The sequence below is a fragment of the Dactylosporangium sp. NPDC005572 genome, assembly GCF_040605515.1.
Taxonomy (GTDB): Bacteria; Actinomycetota; Actinomycetes; order Mycobacteriales; family Micromonosporaceae; genus Dactylosporangium.
On sequence record NZ_JBEXCY010000056.1, the window covers coordinates 25,770 to 44,420 of the forward strand.

The following is an 18,651-nucleotide window of genomic DNA, read 5'->3' on the forward strand; positions in this document are numbered from 1 at the left end:
ATAGTTACTTATACCCGCACCGGCGCGGCGGCGGAAGGCTCGTTTCTCAGGCCAGCCGCTGGACCAGGTAGGTCACGGCGAGGACGTAGCCGATCGGGCCGGCGCCGGCGATCACGGCGTCGGCGACGCCGGAGATGTACGAGTGGTGCCGGAACTCCTCCCGGCGGTGGATGTTCGTCAGGTGGACCTCGACGGTCGGCAGGGCGACGGCGGCGACCGCGTCGCGCAGCGACACCGACGTGTGGGCCAGCCCGCCGGGGTTGACGATCACGCCGGCGCACGTGGTGCGGGCCGCGTGCAGGGTGTCGATGAGGACGCCCTCGTGGTTGCTCTGCACCGCCTGCACGCCGATGCCGTGCTCGGCGGCGGCCTTGGCGACGAGGTCCTCGATCTCGCCGAGCGTGGTGGTGCCGTAGCGCTCGGGCTCCCGGACCCCGAGCAGGTTCAGGTTGGGCCCGTTGAGCAGGAGCAGCTGATGGCGCGGCGGCACGAGCGGCAGCATACCTCGCCGCCCGTGCGCGCCGGCCGTCGTTCAGCGCACCGTCAGTACACCTCGATCTTCCCCGTCGGCCGCGGGCTGAAGCAGTCGTTGAAGAAGTACTCGCCGCGATGCTGGAACGTGTATGTCGCGGACTGGCCCGGCTCCAGGCGGAAGTCGAACAGTCCCTCGAAGAACTGGGTGGCGCCGTGCACGTTGACGTTGTCCGCCGGGTTCACGAACGTCACCGTGGTGCCGACCGGGACCCGCAGGTGCGTGGGTGCCATGGCGTTGACCGCGGTCGACTCGACGGCGCCGACCTGGCCGGTCGTGGCGTTGTACGTGCGGGCGAGCACGACCTTGTTGCCGACCGTGCTGCCCTCGACCGGCCCGCCGGACACCGGGCGGCGCACCACCGGCGGGGCCGGCGCCGGCGCGGGCGGCACGTCGCCGCCGAGCTTGAACGCCCACAGGAAGTCGCCGCGCGGCGCGGAGTCGCCGTACGGGATGCCGGTGCCGCCGGCGTACACGGCGAGGTACTGCTCCCCGTCGACCTCGTACATGATCGGGCTGCTGCTGATCGCGGCACCGCACTGGAACCGCCACAGCTCGCGGCCGTTCTCGGCGTCGAGGCACAGCAGGTTGCCGTCGGGCTGGCCGATGAACGCCAGGTTCGCGGCCGTGGTGAGGATGCCGTTGCCGTGCGCGAGGGAATACGGCATGCGCCGCTTCCACCGCACCTTGTTCGTGCTCACGTCGACCGCGACCACGCCGCCGGTCTGGTACTCCCCCGGCGGGCGCAGGCCGTTGCTCGACTCGGTGAGCGAGTGCGCGGCCGCGACATAGCCGAACCCGGTGTACACCAGCCCGGTGCTGTGGCTGAAGGACTGGGCGTTCCAGCAGGCGCCGCCGCCGTGGCCGGGGATCGACAGCACCGGGACGTCCCAGTGCGGGTCGTAGAGGCTGCCCTGCACGTAGTTCGGCACGGCGCGGTTCGGGTCACCCGGGACCGACGTGCCGAGCGGCTGGTCGACGACCTTGTGCTCGGTCCACGGGCCCTGGCGCGGGAACGGCTGGGTCGGCCACGTCTTCTGCCGCTCGTCCTGCGGTACCGGGACCTCGTCGATGCCGAGCGGCGCCGAGCCGTCGGTGCGGTCGAGGATGAAGTACATGCCGGACTTGCTGCCGTAGACGACGACCTTGCGCATCCGCCCGCGGATCCGCACGTCGGCCAGCACCGGGGCCATGGAGTTGTCCATGTCCCAGATGCCGTGGTGGACGGACTGGAAGTGCCAGCGGTACTTCCCCGTCTTGAGCTCCATCGCGACGATCGAGCTGGAGAACAGGTTCGTGCCGCCGCGCTGGGAGCCGTCCTGCGACGAGCGGCTGCCCCGCGCGTTGCCGAACGTCCAGTAGACGAGGCCGAGCTCCGGGTCGAGGGCCGGGTGCAGCCACGGGGTGGCGCCGCCGGTCTGCCAGGAGGTGCCCTCCCAGGTGTCGTTGCCGAGCTCGCCGGGGCCGGGGGCGCCCCAGAAGTGCCAGACGAGCTCGCCGTCGGCGGCGTTGACCGCGAGGGCGGCACCGCGGTCGCCGTCGTGGGTGCCGACGTGCAGCAGGCCGTCGTGGTAGGTGACGGCGACCTTCTCCATGTTGCCGTACTCGCTGATCTGCCGCTCCCAGACGACCGCGCCGGTCTGCTGGTCGAGCGCGATGAGCCAGTTGCCGCGGCCGTGGGTGAAGACCTTGCCCTGCCCGACGGCGACGCCGCGGCGGGTGAGCGTGCCGCGGGTCTGGCGGTAGACCCACTTGGTGACGCCGGTCGCGCCGTCGACGGCGTGGACGTTGCCGAGGGCCGACTCGATGTAGAGCACGCCGTCGACGGCGACGGCGGTGCTCTGGTTGGTGCCGGTCGTCAGGCCGCCCTCGATGCGGTTGACCCACGCCGCGCCGAGCCGGCGCAGGTTGCCGCGGTGGATGCGGTTGAGCGCGGAGTAGTTCTGGTTGCCGTAGTTGCCGCCGACCTTGGGAAAGTCCCGGGCCGGTGGCGAGGTGCAGCCGGCCGGGACGTGGCTCGCCCCGGCCTCGGTGGTGGTGGCCACCTGGGCCAGCGCCGAACCCATCGCGGTCGCCGCCGCACCCTTGAGCACCTGCCGGCGGGTTTGCTGATGCTTCAACCTTGCTCCCCTCTTGGAGCTCGGGCCGGGTCGCGCGGCGGGCTGCGACCGCCCGGCACGTTCATGATCTTTCGGTCCACCAGGCGGACCAATTGGTCCACAACCAGGCGAGCATGAATATATGGCGGCCGGCGGGGTTTGTCCACGCGACATCGGGCTCGGTTCGGTCGGATCGGTCTTCCGCGACGGCCGGCGGTGTTCGCTCAGCGGGGCTGCGGGACCGGCCTGCAGACCGTCTTCCGGTTCGTGTCACCGGCCCGGCATGATGGTGGCGTGGTTCGATGGCTCTGGGGCGCGCGGCCGTTCTCCGTCCGCTCGCGGCTGACCGTGGACGCCGCCGTCACCGCGCTCGACGCCGACCGGGCGACGGCGCTCACGGCGATCGGGCTGTCGAGCCGCGGCGCTGGACTCTGGCACGTCACCGGCTGGGTGAGCGAGGACGGCGGGGCGTTGACCTCCCGCCGCCTGGGCCGCCAGAACCTGTTCCGCCCGCAGCTGCGGGCACGGTTCACCCCGCGGGCGGACGGCTGCGAGCTCACCGGCTCGTTCGCCGTCCCGCCACCGCTCCAGGCGTTCGCGGCGGCCTGGGTGCTCGGATTCGTCGTGCTGTTCGCGGTGCACGGCGCGTTCCCGGCTGGGCTCGCTGCCGGGCTCGCCGTGGGCGCGCTGTGGCTCGCCGCGTTCTCGCTGATGGCACGGCTCGGGCGGGGCGACGAGGAGCACCTGCGCCGGTGGGTCGAGCTCAGGCTTTCCCGGCGCTGACCCTTTCGATACGTCAATACGTCATACCGCGGAGCGAGAGGCGGATGCTACCGGGGATGGACGCGCCGCGGCCCGCGGGTGCCTAGGGTCGTGGCCATGAAGAAGACCCTGATCGTGATCGGCACGGTGTTCGGTCTGTATCTCATCGTGCGGGCGATCGCCGAGCCGTTCGTCATCGACTTCGACGACCCCGCGACGTATAGCAAGGACTGGGGAGGCCCGAGCCTGGCGGGGGTGCTACTGGTGCATTGCGGCCCGGGCGTGCTGTCGGCGGTCCTGATCGGCTGGGCGCTGGCCAGGCGTCGCCGCACCATGGCGTCCTCCGCCTAGGCTCGGTGGGGCACGCGACGGACGGGAGCGGCTGAGGTGACCGGGACGACTATGGCCGGGGTCATGGCCGAGCTGGCCGCGCTGGAGGACCCGAAGGCACGCGCGGTGAACGAGCGGCACGGTGACGACCACGGTGTGAACCTCGGCAGTCTGCGTGCGGTCGCGAAGCGGCTCAAGACGCAGCAGGAGCTCGCGCGGGAGCTGTGGCGGACCGACGACACCGCGGCGAAGCTGCTGGCGATCCTGATCTGCCGCCCGAAGGCGTTCGAGCGTGACGAGCTCTACGTGATGCTGCGCGAGGCGCGTACCCCCAAGGTGCACGACTGGCTGGTGAGCTATGTGGTGAAGCAGCACCCGCAGGCCGAGGCGCTGCGGGTGGCCTGGCTCGCCGACGCGGATCCGGTGGTCGCGAGCGCCGGCTGGGCGCTGACCACCGAGCGCGTGGCGAAGAGGCCCGAGAGCCTCGACCTCGCGGGGCTGCTCGACGTCATCGAGGCGGAGATGCGCGACGCCCCGGATCGCCTGCAGTGGGCGATGAACCACTGCCTGGCGCAGATCGGGATCGAGCACGCCGCGCTCCGCGCCCGGGCGATCGACATCGGTGAGCGCCTGGAGGTGCTCAAGGACTATCCGACGCCCCCGAACTGTACGTCGCCGTTCGCGCCGACCTGGATCACCGAGATGGTGCGCCGCCGGCACTGAGGGTTGGTGTGGCGGCGCCGGGGAAGTCTGCTGACCTCCATCCGATCCGGTCCGAGGTGCGTCATGAGGATGCGCATCACCATCGCGGGTGTGTCGCTCATCGCCGTCGTCGCCGCCGTCTCGGTCATCCTCGTGGGAGGACGTCCTCACTCGGTGGGGGCACCGCACTCGGTGGGGGCACCGCTGCACCCCGGGTTCCACGTGGTCGACGGGCGCCTGTACGACGCCGGCAACCGCGAGTTCGTCATGCGCGGCGTGGGTCACAGCCACGCCTCGTTCCCGGACCGGACGGCCCGGATGCTCAGCGACGTCAAGGCGTTGGGCGCGAACACGGTCCGGGTCGAGGTGTCGACCGGCGCGGTGGCGCACCGGAGCGACGCGGCCGACGTCGCGCACGTGATCTCGCTGTGCCGCCGCAACCGCCTCGTCTGCGTGCTGGTGGTGCACGACACCACCGGCTGGGGCTTCCGCCCGGGCGCGATCCCGCAGGCCCGGGCGGTGGACTACTGGATCGGCATCCGCAAGGCGCTCATCGGCCAGGAGAAGTACGTCATCGTGCACGTGGCGAACGAGCCGTACGTCCTCGACAACGTCCGCACCTGGCCCACCGACACGATGGACTCGATCCGCCGCCTGCGCGCGGCCGGCATCCGGCACACGCTCATGGTCGACGCGCCCGACTGGGGCCAGGACGTGTCCTTCACCATGCGGGACCACGCCGCGGAGGTCTTCGCCGCCGACCCGGACCGCAACACCGTCTTCTCGATCCACATGTACGGCGCCTTCTTCCGCGCCACGAACGTCCACGACTACCTCGGCCGGTACATCCAGGCGAAGCTGCCGATCGCGGTGACCGAGTTCGCGTACACGCACCACGACGGCGACGTCGACGAGGACGCGATCATGTCCGAGGCGCAGTCCCAGCGCATCGGCTACCTCGCCTGGTCCTGGAGCGGCAACAGCGCCGACGTCAGCAACCTCGACATGGTGCGCGGGTTCAATGCCGGTTCGCTGACCTGGTGGGGCCGGCGGGTCTTCGACGGCCCCAACGGCATCCGGCAGACGTCCCGCGAGGCGAGCGTCTACACGCCGTGACCCGGGCCAGCCCGCCGGCTTGAGCGTCACCTGGTCGGTGTCACCGAGGGGGCACCGCCGACCGCGTCCGCCACCAGCACAGCGAGGTGTCGAAGGCGACGGTCCCCAGCACTGGGTGATGAAGCACGCGCGCAGGTCCGCCCGCGCAGGTCCGCCCGTCGGACGGTCGTCGGACGGTCGTCGCATCAGCCGGCACGCGGCGGAGGCTGCAGGTCGACGCGCGCGCCTTCGGCGGCCAGGCGGTTGGCGAGCAGGCGCATCTCGGCCTCCGTCCCGGTGACACCGTCCCCGGTCAGCCGCTCGAACAGCCCGGCGACCTCGGCGAGCGAGCCGCCACCCGAGCGCCGCAGCGCGGCCAGCAGCCGGACGCGGAGCGGACGCGCCACCGCCGGGTCCAGCCGGAGCCGCGCCGTCCCGTACTGCGCGATCATCGCGGCGCGAACGTCCCCCGGCACTTCACCCCACCCACAGGCGACCGCCTGCGCGCCGCAGCCACCGCAGCTGGTCTCGACCGACCACACGAGCTGCCCGTCGTGGACACCGCCGGACACCAGCCGCTCGATCCGGCCTCCGCACGCCGGGCACCGGCCACCGTCTACAGGTTCCACAGCGTCACCCGGGTGGCCGTCCCGTCCCACGGCTGCTCCACGCCGCGAATCATAGGCGGAGCCCTACTGGTGCTGTCGTGTTCCCGTCTCCGCCGTCGACCCGCGGCCGTCTACGTACAAGGACGTGGTCGCCGCCGCGGTTCGCACCGACTCTGTTGGCAACCGACCCACCGGAGGGAGCCGCACGTGCGTGCAGCACGCAAGTTCGTCAGTCTTCTCGGCACAGGATCAGTGGTCACCGCCGTCGCGGCGGTGGCCGTCACCGTCGCGGCGACCCCGGCCTCCGCGGCCGTCGTCGGGCGTGAGGTCATCACCTACAACACCGGGCGCACGTCCGACGACAAACCGGCGACCGCGCGATGCAGCACCGGCAAGGTCGTCATCGGCACGGCGGCCTGGATGGTGAACGCCGCCGGCGAGGTCCGGATCACCCAGCTCATCCCGCGGCTGACCGAGGTGTTCGCGTACGCGATGGAGGACGAGGACGGCACCTCCGCCGAGTGGGACCTCTACGTCTCCGCCGTCTGCGCCAACCCGTACCCCGGGCTGGTGATCGAGTCGGAGACCGTGTCGAGCTCCGGCGCCCCGTGGAGGTCGGCGTCGGCCACCTGCCCGACCGGCAAGCATGTCCTCGGCACCGGCTTCTGGATCGACCGCGGCTACGGACAGGTCGGCATCGAGAAGGTCAGCATCTTCGACACCGACCAGGTCTACGCGCTGGCGTGGGAGGACGACACCGAGTACAGCGGCTCCTGGGAGGTGACCGCGTACGCGATCTGCTCGCCGCCACTGCCCGGGCTCGAGATCGTCGCGACCAGCAGCACCCTCGACAGCGGCTACGTCCAGTCCCAGACGGCGTCGTGCCCGCGCGGCAAGGTCCTGATCGGCGGCGCCGGGGGCGTCGAGTACGGGTCCGGACAGGTGGTCGTCGAGGACTTCTTCAACGACGATCGGCGGTACACGATCACCGCCTTCGAGGACGACGACGGCGACGTGAGCACCTGGGGCCTGGAGGCCTACGCGATCTGCGCGACCCCGTAGCCGGGACTCCTACTGGTACGGGTCGGTGATCTCGCGCAGGCGGCCCAGGATCTGGTGCAGTTGCGCCATCCGCTGCTTGCCCAGGTGCGCCGCCCACTCGGCCTCCACCTCGGCCACGATCGCGGCCGCGACCGGGATCGCCTCCGCGCCGCGCCGGGCGATGCGCACCAGGCGGGCGCGGGCGTCCGTCGGGTCCGGAACGCGCTCGACGTACCCGGCCCGCTCCAGCTGGTCGACCAGGAACCCCGCCGACTGCTTGGTGATCTGCGCCTGCTCCGCGAGGTCGGTCAGGCGGCTCCCGTCGGGGGCGATGCGCTGGAAGACCCGCGCCTGGGCCGGGGTGATGTCGTCGTACCCCGCCTCGGCCAGGCCGGCGAAGACCCGCGCCTCCATCGACCGGTACGGGATGAACAGCAGCAGCCCCAGGTTCACCGCGCGCCGACCTCCTTGACGATCGTCAGAGTCTCTGACTACTTTGGTAAGAGGCTCTGACGATATCAAAGGCGGGACAAGCGATGGACCGCGAGGACAGCTGGCAGGCGATCGCCACCATGCGGCGCGGGCTGGCCGACCTGCTCGACCAGCTCACCGACCAGGAGTGGGAGACGGCGTCGCTGTGCGCGGGCTGGCGGGTCCGGGACGTGGCGGCCCATGTCGCGCTCGCGCCGCAGGTGCCCGGCGTCGGCACCATGCTCGCCGACGCCGTCCGGGCCGGCGGCCGCTTCCACCGGCTCAACCACGACCTGGCCGTGCGCCACGCCGGCGCCCGGCCGCCCGCGCGCCTCGTCGAGGAGCTGCGCGAACACGCGGCGTCACGCCGCCTGCCGGCCGTGACGAACTACCGCAACATCGTCCTGGACGTCGCGGTGCACGGGCAGGACGTCGCCATTCCGCTGGGCCTGGATTTCGCGGTACCGCGCGAGGCCGCGATCGCCGCCGCCATGCGCGCGTGGACGATGGGCTGGCCGTTCTGGGCCCGTCGCCGGCTGCGCGGCCTGCGGCTGGTCGCCACCGACGCCGACTGGACCGCCGGAGAAGGCGAGGCGGTGCACGGGCCGATCGACGCCCTCCTGCTGCTGCTCACCGGCCGGGCCGCGGCGGCCGCCCCGCGGCTCACCGGCCCTGTGCCGCGGTGACGACCGGCACCGGCTCGCCCCGCCCGCAGCTCACCGGCGGCCCCGCGCTGTGGTGACGACCGGCACCGCCCACTTCCACTCGGATGGCACTCGCTGGTGCAGTCCTTCGAGCGGGGTGAGGACTGGGCGTGGTGCTCGGCCGGCACCGGCTCGCCCCGCCCGCGTGGCTGAGCCGCCCTGCCCGCAGCTCAGCTGCCCCAGCCGTGGCTCAGCTGCCCCACGCGTGGCTCACCCGCCCCGCGCCGCGGTGACGACCGGCACCGGCTCGCCGTCGGCCGCGGCGGAGCGGTACAGCGCGTGCACCGCGGCGACGGCGCTGCGGCCCTCTTCGGGCGTGGCGACGGGCTCGCCGCGCAGGATCGCCGCATATTGCCGCCGGAAGGAGGCGGTGTACTCCTGGTCGCCGTCGACGGTCAGCACGCGCCGGCCGTCGACGCTGAGGCCGGCGGGGTCGATCGTAAGGGTGCCCCGCTCGCAGACGATCGTCGTCTCGTGGAAGAAGGCGGGCGAGTCGACGAGCGTCAGGTGGGCCCGCCGACCGTTGGCGAGGTACAGGGTGGCGGCCGCGCTCGTCTCGACGGACCAGCCGGCCGGGACCGCGACCGTGCCGGCGACGGCCCGCGGCGGCGCGCCGAGCAGCCAGCAGGCCCGGTCGATGCTGTGCACGCCGACGAGCATCGCGATCCCACCACCGGCCAGTTCCGGGTCGGCGAACCACGCCGGTCGGTCCGGGCGGGAGTAGTCGGTCGAGCGGCGCTCGGTGTACAGCAGCGGCTCGCCGAGCCGGGCGAGCTCCTCGCGGGCCGCGCGGACCTGGGCGAAGAACCGGCCCTGCTGGCCGACGTGCAGGCGGTCGTCGAACATCCGGTCGCACGCCTCGACGGTCGTCGCCATCGGCTTCTCGACCAGCACCCGCCGGCCTGCGGCGAGCGCCCGCAGCGCGAGCTGCTCGTGGTACACATGAGGCACCGAGACCACAATGAGGTCGGCGGCGCCGAGCAGCTCGTCGAACCCCGCGACGGACTGCGCGCCGAAGCGGTCCGCGAGGCTCGCCGCCCGCTGCGGGTCACGGTCGGTCACCGCGACGAGGGTCAGTCCGGCGACGTCGGCGGCCGCGGCGGCGTGCCGCCAGGCCACCTCCCCGGCACCTACGATCCCCAGCCTCATGCCGCGACGATACGGCCCGGCGGCCGGACAAAATTGTCGTACCCATCCGCCATCATGCTCTCGCCGGCTCGCGGAGGGAGAACAGCGGTGGCCGAGGTGATCGTGCGTGACGAGACCATGTCGGGTCGGGCGATCGAGTCGCGGGTGCTTCTCGGCCTGCCGGACGAGCTGTCGGCCCGCGATCTGGTGCGGCTGCGGGTCCGGGAGGAGGTCGCCAGGTTCAACGCGGGGGCCGGCGAGGTGTTCCACGGGCTCGTGCGGCCGGTCGACGCCGACGCCACGCAGGCCGGGTTCGTGGTGCCCGGCGGCCGCCGCCTCGACTGGGAGGCCCAGGCCGACGCCGCCTGCGCCGCGTTCGAGCGCAACGGGTTCGTGATGCTCGTCGGCGACCGCCAGGTCGACCGCCTCGACGAGGTCGTCGACCTGCGGCGCGACTCGACCGTCGCGTTCATCCGTCTCGTTCCGCTGGTCGGGGGCTGATCATGACAAGGTTCGTACCGTTGCTGCCACCACTGTCCGACACCGAGCGCTCGGCATACGCGCAGGCGGTCGCGACAGCCGGCGACCTGGCCGCCACGGCGATCACCGCGGCGCTGTCCGGCGACGACGACGAGATCAAGAGCTGGACGGACGAGCAGCGCCGCCTGGCCGCGCTGCGGATCCACGCCGACACGGTGCGGGCCGGCCATCCGGCGTTCGGCACCGCCGGCCACGCGGTCGCGCTCCTGGACCAGCTCGGGGTCCGCTGGACGCGCACCGACCTCGTGTGGGGCCTGCACATGCTCGCCGGCCGGGTCCTGCCCGCCGACGGTTCGGGCCAGCGCCTGCCCGCGGTCGCCGCCGCCCGCCTCGACCGCGCATGGCTGGAGGGTCTCGGGCCCGCGCTGCAGGAGTTCCTGCACGACGTGGGCAGCAGCCGGATTCCGGAGGCCATCCGCCAGGAGCTGGTCGGGCTCGTCAGTGCCGCGCACACCCGGACGGGCGCCGCCCAGATACCGGTGCACCTGCTGCATGCCGGGGAGATCTTCGGACCGGCGGCGACCCTCGAGCTCGCCGGTGTCCTCGCGGGACCGGGTGTCGCCAAACTGCTCCTGCACTGCGCGTCGCTGCGCAGGCCGGTGCCGACCACGAAATGGCGCCGCGCCGCCGGGCCGCTGCTCGCCGCGGCAGGCGACGCCGCCCACGCGATCCTCACCCGCTACACGACGTTCGACCAGTACGTCAAGGCCGACACCGACGACCTGCTGCGCGGGCTCACCTGCGTGCTGGATCTCGACCCGTCCGAGCCGGCAACCGAGCTGATCGGCAGCATCGCGCTGGCCGCGGGCGCGGCCGACGCCGAGTTCCCGGGCTTCCCGTTCGCGCCGAAGACGGCGGCCGCGGCGGTGGAGGTCCTGGCCCGCCGGGGCGGCGACGTGCCGGTCCGGGTGCTGACCCGGCTCTCCCTCAGCGTCAAGAACAAGGCGCTGCTGAGCCGCACCCACGCGGCGCTCGATCGGCTCGGGTCGCTGCGCGGCTGGCAGCCGGGCGAGGTGCTGGAGCTGGCGGTCGACGACCACGGCCTCGACGGCGATGGCCAGCGGACCTGGGAGATCGACGGCTACACGGCGATCGTCGAGGTCGGCGAGGTCAAGGCCCGGCTGCGGTTCGAGCGGGCCGGCCGGCCACTCAAGGGCGTGCCGGCGGCGGTCAAGGAGTCGCCGGGCCTGGCCCAGGCCCGCGACCTCGTCAAGCAGGTCGGCAGGACGCTCGCCGCGGAGCGGGCCCGCGTCGAGGGGCTGCTGTCCGAGGACCGGGTCTGGCCGGCACCGGACTGGGTGACACGATACCTGGACCATCCGGTCACCGGCCTGTTCGCCCGCCGGCTCATCTGGCAGGCGTCGGCCGACGGCGAGACGTGGACCGCCGCGCTGCCCGAGCAGCGCGACCGCGCCTGGACCCTGCCCGGCGCCGGCAGCGCGAGCCGGATCCGGCTGTGGCATCCGGCGCTCGCCGCCGCGGCCGAGGTGACCGCGTGGCGCGACCACGTGACGGCGTCCGGCCTGCGCCAGCCGTTCAAGCAGGCGTTCCGGGAGGTGTACCGGCTGACGCCGGCCGAGGAGCAGACCCGGACGTATTCGAACCGCTTCGCGGCGCACATCCTGCGCTACCGGCAGGCCAACGCGCTGATGCGCGCCCGCGGCTGGCACGCGACGTATCTCGGCTCCTGGGACGGCGGCGGTTCGAGCGAGGCGACGAAGCTGTTCGGCGGGGGCGCCTGGCGCGCGTCGTTCTTCCACGAGCTCGCCGGCGAGCTGGAGGCCCCGCACTACGAGGCGCGGTTCTGCGCCACCGACCAGGTGCGGTTCGCCCGCCGCGACGGCGCGCTCTGGGAGGTCGCGCCGCTGACCGAGGTCCCGCCGCGGGTCCTCAGCGAGGTGATGCGCGACATCGACCTGTTCGTCGGCGTGACCTCGATCGCCACCGACGCCACGTGGGCCGACCGGGGCGAGGACCGCTTCCACGAGTACTGGTCGTCGGCGAGCTTCGGCGACCTGACCGCCTCCGCCGAGGTCCGCCGCGACGCGCTGGCCCGCATCCTGCCGAAGCTCACCATCGGCGCGCGGTGCGAACTGCGGGAGCGGTACCTGCGGGTGCACGGCACCCGGCGGACGTACAAGATCCATCTGGGCTCGGGCAACATCCTCATGGAGCCGAACGACGCCTACCTGTGCGTCGTCCCCGGCCGCGTGCCGGCCGGCCCGGTCCACCTCCCGTTCGACGACGACGCCATCCTCTCGGTCATCCTGTCCAAGGCCATGCTCCTGGCCGCCGACGAGAAGATCACCGACCGCACGATCCTGCGCCAACTGTCCCTGACGTAGACGCCTGGTGATGCGGCGGCGGGACTGCTCATCCGCCGCACGCCGTGGCCGATGGTGGTCGCCGATGTCCTCGATCGCGTCGCCGGACTTCGTCGGCCGTCGCCTGGCGCGCCGGCTGAACCGGCGGCCGCCGGCGACCAGCCGTCCGCAAAGCGGACCTCTCCACACGCCTGCGCTCTACGACATCTTCGACTGCAGTCGCTAACCTCCACGCATGGCGTCCGACGACGAGTTGTGGCAGCGGCAGGTAGCGCTGCAGGTCGAGGCGGAGGCGGTGCTCGCCGAGCTCGACCTCGCCGCGGTCGCCGGGCCGGTGCTGCCGACCGGCAGCTACGTATCGGGGCTGATGAGCTGGCCCGACCTGGACGTCATGGTGCACGTCGGCGCCGGGTTCACCCCGTCCGACGTGCTGGGGCTGCTCCAGCAGCTCGTCGACCGACCCGGCGTCGTCGGGTTCGACTACCGCGATGAGCGCGGCGAGCGCTCCCCGACCGGCACCGCCCGCGACGACCGTTACCACGTGGTCGTCGCCGTGGCCCGCGGCGACCGCGAGTGGCGCGTCGACCTGACGCTGTGGCTCAACGACCTGCACGCGAACGTCACCGAGTGGCACGAGTCGCTGCGTGCGACGATCACCGCCGAGCAGCGCGCCGCGATCCTGCGGATCAAGGACGTGTGGCACCGCCTCCCGGCCTACCCGGACGAGGTCGGCGGCACCCAGATCTACGCCGCCGTGCTCGACGACGGCGTGCGCACCGTCGAGGAGTTCGCGGCCTGGCTGGCCGAGCGCGGCGAACGGTAGGACGCAGCGGGCGCACGGTTGCCGCTGGAGCCGCGCCTCACCGCCTCCTGGCACTGCCGGTACGGCAACTCCGCGGTCGTGGAATCCCTGTCGACGGGCGTCGGGTACTCCGGCCGGGCCGGGGGCACGGTGGTCATCGGGTCCCGGTACAGCGGATCGTTCGCGAACGGAGCGTAGAACGTCAGGAGCGGGCCGGTACGCCGAGCGCCGCGCAGGCCTCGCGGTACATGCGCACCACCTCGGGGCGGACCTCGGCGCGTTCGGTGAGGGGGCGGCTGAACGGGACGCGCACCGTGACGTCGTGGCCGTCAACGAACGCGGTGAAGTCGATGCCCTCGCCGTCCATCCCCGTCATCGCCGCGGCCGTCGCGTCCGGGCGGCCGCCGAGAGAGCGGCAGATCAGCAGGCTGTCGTCGGCGTGGTCGTCGTTCATGTGGCGGCGCACGGTCGCGACGACGTCGTCGGTGAACGGCTGGCCCATGTTCAGCTCCTTCTCGGCAGGATCAACGGCGTGCCCGTGCGCGGGTGGGCGAGCACCTCGATGTCGTGGCGGTACACCTCGGTCAGCAGCTCCGGTGTGAACACCTCGGCCGGTGGTCCGTCGGCGACCGCCCGGCCGCCGGACAGGACCATCACGCGATCGGCGTGCGCCGCCGCCAGACCGAGATCATGCAGTACGACCAGAATCGCATCGCCGGCAGTGGCGCGTTCCCTGGCGATGCGCAGGACCAGCTCCTGATGGTGCAGGTCGAGCGCCGCGGTCGGCTCGTCGAGCAGCAGTACCCCCGCACGCTGGGCCAGCACGCGGGCCAGGGCCACCCGGGCGCGCTCGCCGCCGGACAGGGACAGGAACGACCGGGTGGCCAGGTGCGCGACGCCCGTGGCCGCCATCGCGTCGGCGACGATGTCGTCGCCGGCGTCGGGCCACGGCGCGCGGCCCATCCGGACCACGTCGGCGACCGGGAACGGGAACGACAGCAGGTGGTGCTGGGGCAGCACCGCGCGGCGCATGGCGAGCTCGACCGGCGTCCAGTCGTCCAGCGGGCGGCCGTCGACCGTCACCTCGCCGCGGTCGGGCGTGAGGTCGCCGGCCAGCACCGACAGCAGCGTGGACTTGCCGGCGCCGTTCGGCCCGACGAGGGCGAGCACCTCGCCCGCCCGCACCGATGCGCCGACGTCGTCAAGGACCGTCCTGCCGCTGCGGGTCTTGTGCAGGCCCGTGCCGGCGACGGCCACGGTGCCCGGGGTGCGGGGCACGGGCGGCCTGGGCCGGCGACGGTTCACGCGGCCTGCCCGGCGGCGTGCTCGCGGCCGAGGTCGGTGAGCACGTCGATGTTGAGCTGGTAGGCGACGAGGACCTCGTCGACGATGCGGCGGCGCTCCTCCTGGTCCCACGGCGCGGCGTCGAGGGCCGAGCGGTACCGCGCCTTGAACGCGGCCGGGCTGCCGATGCCGTCGAAGGCGTAGAAGCTGGTGGCGCTCGTCGTGTAGTGCCGGCGGACGGCGGCGGCGATGTACTGCCCGCCGGACAGGTCGCCGAGGTAGCGGGTGTAGTGGTGCGCGACGAACCCGCCGGGCCAGGTGAAGCAGACGTCCCGCAGCCGTTGGGTGTACCGCTGGGTCGCCGGGCTCGGCGGCAGCCCTGCGCCGTCGAGCTCCCGCAGGTCCGCTTCGAGGGCGGGCAGCCGCGTCAGCCCGTCGTGGACGAACGGCCCGGCCACCGGGTCGTCGCGCATCACGGCGGCGGCCTCTTCGAGCACGCTGTAGATGTGGTGGTGCTGCGCGACCATGGCGGCGTAGCCGGCCAGCGGCAGGGCGCCGGTGACCAGCTGCCCGAGGAAAACGGCCTGCTCCGCGTCGCGGTGCCGCCCCTCGGTACTGCGACGCACTGCCGCCGAGAACAGTTCCTCCGCCACGTGCCGCACCCCTTCCGAAAGGTAAGGTGAGGCTACCCTAATCATCGCCGCCAGTGAAGATCGTCCGGTGGTATCGTCCGCGCATGTTTTCGGGGGACCGTGAGACGGGGCGGGCCATCGCGGAGGGCTACGAGGCGTTCGAGGCGGAGGACTGGCCACGGGCCGGCGACCGGCTCGCCGCCGCCGCGGCCCGGCTCAGCGGCAGGAAGGCGAAGGCGGCCTGGTTCGACGCCGCGCTCGCGTACAAGTTCGCCCGCGACTGGCCGCGCGCCTACGAGACCGGCAAGGTCGCCGTCACCCACGTGCGGCGCGGCAGGGAGGAGCCCGCGTTCTGGAACCTCGGCACCGCCGCGACCGTCCTGCGCGACTGGGACACCGCCCGCGACTGCTGGGCCGGGTACGGGCTGCCGCCGTTCCCCGGCACCGGTCAGATCGACGCCGAGCTGGGCCCGACCTGCGTCCGCCTCGCCGACGTCGGCGAGGTCGTGTGGGCCATCCGCCTGTGCCCGACCCGGGCCCGCGTCATCAACGTCCCGTTCGACCCGTCCCGCCGCTTCGGCGAGGTCGTCGTCCACGACGGCGCCCCGAGCGGCGAGCGCACGGCAGGTGAGATGACGGTGCCGGTCTTCGACGAGGTGGCCCTGTTCGAGCCGTCCGCGATCGCCACCCTGTCGGTCCTGGTCACGGCCGCCCCCGGCGACCTGGATCCGCTGGCCGAGTCCTTCGCCCGCCGCCAACTGGGCTTCGAGATCCTCGCCAGCCGCGTCGACCTGTGCGACTGCTGCAGCCGCTCCTCGATCCGCCAGGAGCGCGCCGAGTACGACGGCGAGCAGCGCCTGTTCCTCGGCGCCGGGGAGGCAGACGCCCGCGCCCTGCTGGAGGCCTGGACGGCCGAGGAGCCGCAGACCCGCTCCTGGACCAACCTCCATCCGGCGTAGGGCTCTACGATTGGGCCGCGTGGAGCATTTCATGCGGCCGGACGGGCTGCCGCCGGTCAACGGGTACAGCCACGCGGTGCGGTTCTCCGGTGCGCTCGTCGCCGTGTCGGGGCAGGTGCCGCTGGACGGCAGCGGGCAGGTCGTCGGGGACGGCGACGTCGAGGCGCAGGTGCGGCAGGTGTTCGTCAACCTCGGCGCGGCGCTCACCGCGGCCGGCTCCGGGCTCGACCGGGTCGTCAAGCTCACCGTGTACCTCACCGACCTCGCGGACCTGCCGGTCTTCCGGGCCGTGCGGGACGAGTTCGTCGACCCGTCCAGACCGCCGGCCAGCTCGCTGGTCCAGGTGAGCGGGCTCGTCCATCCCGCGTTCCGAGTCGAGGTCGACGCCCTCGCCGCCGGCTGACCGTCACTGCCAGCCGCCCGACCGCGCCCGGGTGCGGCGCAGGAGCCAGAAGAAGCACGGGCCGCCGATCAGGGCCGTGAGCACGCCCAGCGGAAGCTCCTGGTAGTCGATCACCGTGCGGGCGGCCAGATCACCCGCCACCAGCACGATCGCGCCGCCCAGCGCACTCGCGGGCAGCACCGCCCGGTGGCCCGGGCCGGTCACCATCCGGACCAGGTGCGGCACGACCAGACCGATGAAGCTGATGATGCCGGTGAACGCCACCGCGCCCGCGGTGAGCAGTGCGGTCACGACGATCAGGCCGAAGCGGAACCGTTCGACGTTGACGCCGAGGTGGCGGGCCGGGGCCTCGCCGAGGGCGAGCAGGTCGAGGCGGCGCGCGGCGGTCGACGCGCCGGCCAGGCCCACCGCCACGCACGGCGCGACGACCGCGACCGCGGGCCAGCTGGCCTGGGCCAGGCTGCCGAGGTTCCAGAACGCGATCGCCCGCACCCCGTCGTCGTCGGTGAGGAACATCAGCAGGCCGAGCACCGCGCCCGCGGCCGCGTTGACCGCGATGCCGGTCAGCACGAGCGTCACCACCTCGGCGCGCCCGCCGGACTGCGCCAGGCCGTACACGAGCAGCGCCGTCAGCAGCCCGCCCGCGAACGCGCACGCGGCGACGGTCCAGTTGCCGAACAGGCTCAGCCCGGTGACGATCGCCGCCCCCGCCCCGACCGCGGCGCCGGACGAGACGCCGATGATCGCCGGCTCGGCCAGGGGGTTGCCGGACAGGCCCTGCATGAGCGCCCCGGCGCAGCCCAGCGCCATCCCGACGAGCACGCCCAGCGCGACCCGCGGGAACCGCACGAACCACAGCGCGTTGTCCCCCTGCGCGGCGGTCGGTGTCGGCCCGACCGGGATGCCGAGGCGGTGCAGCAGCGACCCGAGCACCTCTGCCGGCGGCACCCGGACCTGCCCGGTTCCCGCCGCGACCAGGCACAGCACCAGCAGTGCGGCGGCCAGTCCGGCGACCACGAGCGTGTTCCTGCCGGTTTTTCGCGGCAGGTGTACCGCCGGTGCCGCCGGACGCTCCCGGACGGCCGTCATCGGCAGGTCGCCGTGACGGCGCGCGCGAGGGCGCGGACGGCCTCGCCGGCGCGCGGGCCGAAGCTCAGCAGCACGCCGTCGGCCATGTCCACGATCCGGCGGCGCTCGCCGGCCGGGGTCTGCGCGACGCCGGGCAGCCGGACCAGGCCGTCGACGCCGCCGACCGACTTCAGCCCCTCGGTCATCACCAGGATGACGTCGGGCGCGGCGTTGATCAGACCCTCGCTGGTGAGCGGCCGGAAGCCGGACAGCCCGATCGCGGTGCCGGCGTCCTCGGCGCCGATCGCCTCGATCATGGCGTCGGAGCCTGCGCCCTTGCCGCCCATGAGGTACACGCCCGCGGCGCCGCGCACGTACAGGAACGCGACGCGCAGGGGCTTGCCGGACGGCGTGACCCGGGCCGCCGCGATGTCGGCCTCGACCCGGCGGACGAGCTGCTCCCCCGCGGCGGGCACGCCGAGCGCGGCGGCGATCTGGCGGACGTGCGCGGACACGCCGGGCAGGCTCTGCTGGTCGTCGACGAACACGACCGGGATGCCGGAGCGGCGCAGCTGGGCGATGACCTCGGCCGGCCCGATGCTCTGGTCGGTGATCACGACGGTCGGGTTGAGCCGCAGGATGCCCTCGGCCGACAGGTCGTGCCCGCTCGGCGTGACCAGCGGCAGGTGCGCCGCCGACGGGAACGTGGTCGAGGTGTCCCGCCCGACGACCCGGTCGCCGAGGCCGAGGCTGAACACGATCTCGGCGATCGACCCGTACAGGTTGACCGGCAGGATCCGGCTCGCGTCCGCGACCGTGACCCGCTGCCCGTCGGCGGAGTCGACGGTGACGGGCAGCGCGGGCTGCGGCCGGTCCGGTAGCGGGGTGACGTCGCTGGTGGCGAGGGTGGCGGTGACCGGCCCGCACCCGCCGGCGCCCCCGGCCTGCGGGTCGCCGACGGTGGTGGTCTCCCCCGCGCACCCGGCGAGCGCGGACAGGACGAGCAGCACGGCCGCGGCGACACGGACGAGCCGATGCCCGGCAGGCGTCGCGACAGCCGCAGCGGCAAACGGCGCGACGGACCCGGCGGTGAGCGGACGGACGGCCCCGACGGCAAACGGCGCGACGGACCCGGCGGTGAGCGGACGGACGGCCCCGACGGCAAAC

21 protein-coding genes are annotated in these 18,651 nt (G+C 73.2%); 11 read left to right on the forward strand and 10 right to left on the reverse strand.

Features of this window, described 5'->3' with window-relative positions:
- Positions 1 to 46: 46 nt before the first annotated feature.
- Together aroQ and ABZS66_RS25740 are read right to left on the reverse strand one after the other, a co-directional pair.
- Complete coding sequence (gene aroQ, locus ABZS66_RS25735; protein WP_238009965.1) at positions 47 to 490, reverse strand: type II 3-dehydroquinate dehydratase; 444 nt, start codon at positions 488 to 490, stop codon at positions 47 to 49.
- Between the two features lie 53 nt (positions 491 to 543).
- Positions 544 to 2,652: a PQQ-binding-like beta-propeller repeat protein gene (locus ABZS66_RS25740; RefSeq protein ID WP_354761799.1), complete on the reverse strand. Its 2,109-nt coding sequence runs from the start codon at positions 2,650 to 2,652 to the stop codon at positions 544 to 546.
- Positions 2,653 to 2,925: 273 nt separating this feature from the next.
- Between ABZS66_RS25740 and ABZS66_RS25745 the strand changes: the two genes are divergently transcribed.
- The 4 genes from ABZS66_RS25745 (at position 2,926) to ABZS66_RS25760 (ending at position 5,541) form a co-directional block, all read left to right on the forward strand.
- On the forward strand, positions 2,926 to 3,414 hold the full coding sequence (locus ABZS66_RS25745) for a hypothetical protein (RefSeq protein WP_354761801.1): 489 nt from the start codon (positions 2,926 to 2,928) through the stop codon (positions 3,412 to 3,414).
- A gap of 96 nt (positions 3,415 to 3,510) precedes the next feature.
- Complete coding sequence (locus ABZS66_RS25750) at positions 3,511 to 3,744, forward strand: hypothetical protein (RefSeq protein WP_354761803.1); 234 nt, start codon at positions 3,511 to 3,513, stop codon at positions 3,742 to 3,744.
- 51 nt (positions 3,745 to 3,795) lie between these two features.
- The gene (locus ABZS66_RS25755; protein WP_354761863.1) at positions 3,796 to 4,446 is read left to right on the forward strand and encodes a DNA alkylation repair protein; all 651 of its coding nucleotides are present in this window, start codon (positions 3,796 to 3,798) and stop codon (positions 4,444 to 4,446) included.
- Positions 4,447 to 4,509: 63 nt separating this feature from the next.
- A complete protein-coding gene (locus ABZS66_RS25760; protein WP_354761805.1) occupies positions 4,510 to 5,541 on the forward strand; it encodes a cellulase family glycosylhydrolase in 1,032 nt (343 codons plus the stop codon).
- 185 nt (positions 5,542 to 5,726) lie between these two features.
- On the opposite strand, the gene ABZS66_RS25765 is transcribed toward ABZS66_RS25760, so the two are convergent.
- Positions 5,727 to 6,092 (reverse strand): hypothetical protein, encoded by a 366-nt coding sequence (locus tag ABZS66_RS25765; protein WP_354761807.1) that lies wholly within the window; start codon positions 6,090 to 6,092, stop codon positions 5,727 to 5,729.
- A 243-nt stretch (positions 6,093 to 6,335) separates the two neighbouring features.
- On the opposite strand from ABZS66_RS25765, the gene ABZS66_RS25770 reads away from it, so the two are divergent.
- Complete coding sequence (locus ABZS66_RS25770) at positions 6,336 to 7,190, forward strand: hypothetical protein (protein ID WP_354761809.1); 855 nt, start codon at positions 6,336 to 6,338, stop codon at positions 7,188 to 7,190.
- A 9-nt stretch (positions 7,191 to 7,199) separates the two neighbouring features.
- Here ABZS66_RS25770 and ABZS66_RS25775 read toward each other — a convergent pair whose 3' ends face one another.
- The gene (locus ABZS66_RS25775; RefSeq protein WP_354761811.1) at positions 7,200 to 7,622 is read right to left on the reverse strand and encodes a MarR family transcriptional regulator; all 423 of its coding nucleotides are present in this window, start codon (positions 7,620 to 7,622) and stop codon (positions 7,200 to 7,202) included.
- Between the two features lie 83 nt (positions 7,623 to 7,705).
- On the opposite strand from ABZS66_RS25775, the gene ABZS66_RS25780 reads away from it, so the two are divergent.
- Positions 7,706 to 8,326: a maleylpyruvate isomerase family mycothiol-dependent enzyme gene (locus ABZS66_RS25780; RefSeq protein WP_354761813.1), complete on the forward strand. Its 621-nt coding sequence runs from the start codon at positions 7,706 to 7,708 to the stop codon at positions 8,324 to 8,326.
- A gap of 228 nt (positions 8,327 to 8,554) precedes the next feature.
- Here ABZS66_RS25780 and ABZS66_RS25785 read toward each other — a convergent pair whose 3' ends face one another.
- On the reverse strand, positions 8,555 to 9,676 hold the full coding sequence (locus tag ABZS66_RS25785; RefSeq protein ID WP_354761865.1) for a Gfo/Idh/MocA family oxidoreductase: 1,122 nt from the start codon (positions 9,674 to 9,676) through the stop codon (positions 8,555 to 8,557).
- On the opposite strand from ABZS66_RS25785, the gene ABZS66_RS25790 reads away from it, so the two are divergent.
- From ABZS66_RS25790 to ABZS66_RS25800, 3 genes are all read left to right on the forward strand, one after another.
- The gene (locus ABZS66_RS25790; RefSeq protein ID WP_354761815.1) at positions 9,581 to 9,973 is read left to right on the forward strand and encodes a hypothetical protein; all 393 of its coding nucleotides are present in this window, start codon (positions 9,581 to 9,583) and stop codon (positions 9,971 to 9,973) included. The genes ABZS66_RS25785 and ABZS66_RS25790 overlap by 96 nt on opposite strands.
- 2 nt (positions 9,974 to 9,975) lie before the next feature.
- Positions 9,976 to 12,357 carry a DUF4132 domain-containing protein gene (locus ABZS66_RS25795; RefSeq protein WP_354761817.1) on the forward strand — a complete coding sequence of 794 codons (2,382 nt, stop codon included), beginning with the start codon at positions 9,976 to 9,978 and terminating at the stop codon, positions 12,355 to 12,357.
- Between the two features lie 214 nt (positions 12,358 to 12,571).
- Positions 12,572 to 13,159 carry a hypothetical protein gene (locus tag ABZS66_RS25800; protein ID WP_354761818.1) on the forward strand — a complete coding sequence of 196 codons (588 nt, stop codon included), beginning with the start codon at positions 12,572 to 12,574 and terminating at the stop codon, positions 13,157 to 13,159.
- A gap of 181 nt (positions 13,160 to 13,340) precedes the next feature.
- On the opposite strand, the gene ABZS66_RS25805 is transcribed toward ABZS66_RS25800, so the two are convergent.
- The 3 genes from ABZS66_RS25805 to ABZS66_RS25815 are packed head-to-tail and all read right to left on the reverse strand — an operon-like array spanning position 13,341 to position 15,075.
- Complete coding sequence (locus tag ABZS66_RS25805; protein WP_354761820.1) at positions 13,341 to 13,640, reverse strand: DUF2470 domain-containing protein; 300 nt, start codon at positions 13,638 to 13,640, stop codon at positions 13,341 to 13,343.
- Positions 13,641 to 13,642: 2 nt separating this feature from the next.
- On the reverse strand, positions 13,643 to 14,443 hold the full coding sequence (locus tag ABZS66_RS25810; protein WP_354761822.1) for a heme ABC transporter ATP-binding protein: 801 nt from the start codon (positions 14,441 to 14,443) through the stop codon (positions 13,643 to 13,645).
- Entirely contained in the window at positions 14,440 to 15,075 is a 636-nt protein-coding gene (locus ABZS66_RS25815) for a biliverdin-producing heme oxygenase (protein WP_354761824.1), read from the reverse strand. The genes ABZS66_RS25810 and ABZS66_RS25815 overlap by 4 nt, the downstream gene beginning before the upstream one ends.
- 83 nt (positions 15,076 to 15,158) lie before the next feature.
- Between ABZS66_RS25815 and ABZS66_RS25820 the strand changes: the two genes are divergently transcribed.
- Positions 15,159 to 16,013, forward strand: a complete 855-nt coding sequence (locus ABZS66_RS25820; RefSeq protein WP_354761826.1) for a hypothetical protein — start codon at positions 15,159 to 15,161, stop codon at positions 16,011 to 16,013.
- 19 nt (positions 16,014 to 16,032) lie between these two features.
- On the forward strand, positions 16,033 to 16,416 hold the full coding sequence (locus ABZS66_RS25825; RefSeq protein ID WP_354761828.1) for a RidA family protein: 384 nt from the start codon (positions 16,033 to 16,035) through the stop codon (positions 16,414 to 16,416).
- A gap of 3 nt (positions 16,417 to 16,419) precedes the next feature.
- On the opposite strand, the gene ABZS66_RS25830 is transcribed toward ABZS66_RS25825, so the two are convergent.
- Positions 16,420 to 17,505: an iron ABC transporter permease gene (locus tag ABZS66_RS25830; RefSeq protein WP_354761830.1), complete on the reverse strand. Its 1,086-nt coding sequence runs from the start codon at positions 17,503 to 17,505 to the stop codon at positions 16,420 to 16,422.
- A complete protein-coding gene (locus ABZS66_RS25835; RefSeq protein ID WP_354761867.1) occupies positions 17,502 to 18,494 on the reverse strand; it encodes an ABC transporter substrate-binding protein in 993 nt (330 codons plus the stop codon). The genes ABZS66_RS25830 and ABZS66_RS25835 overlap by 4 nt, the downstream gene beginning before the upstream one ends.
- Positions 18,495 to 18,651 lie beyond the last annotated feature (157 nt).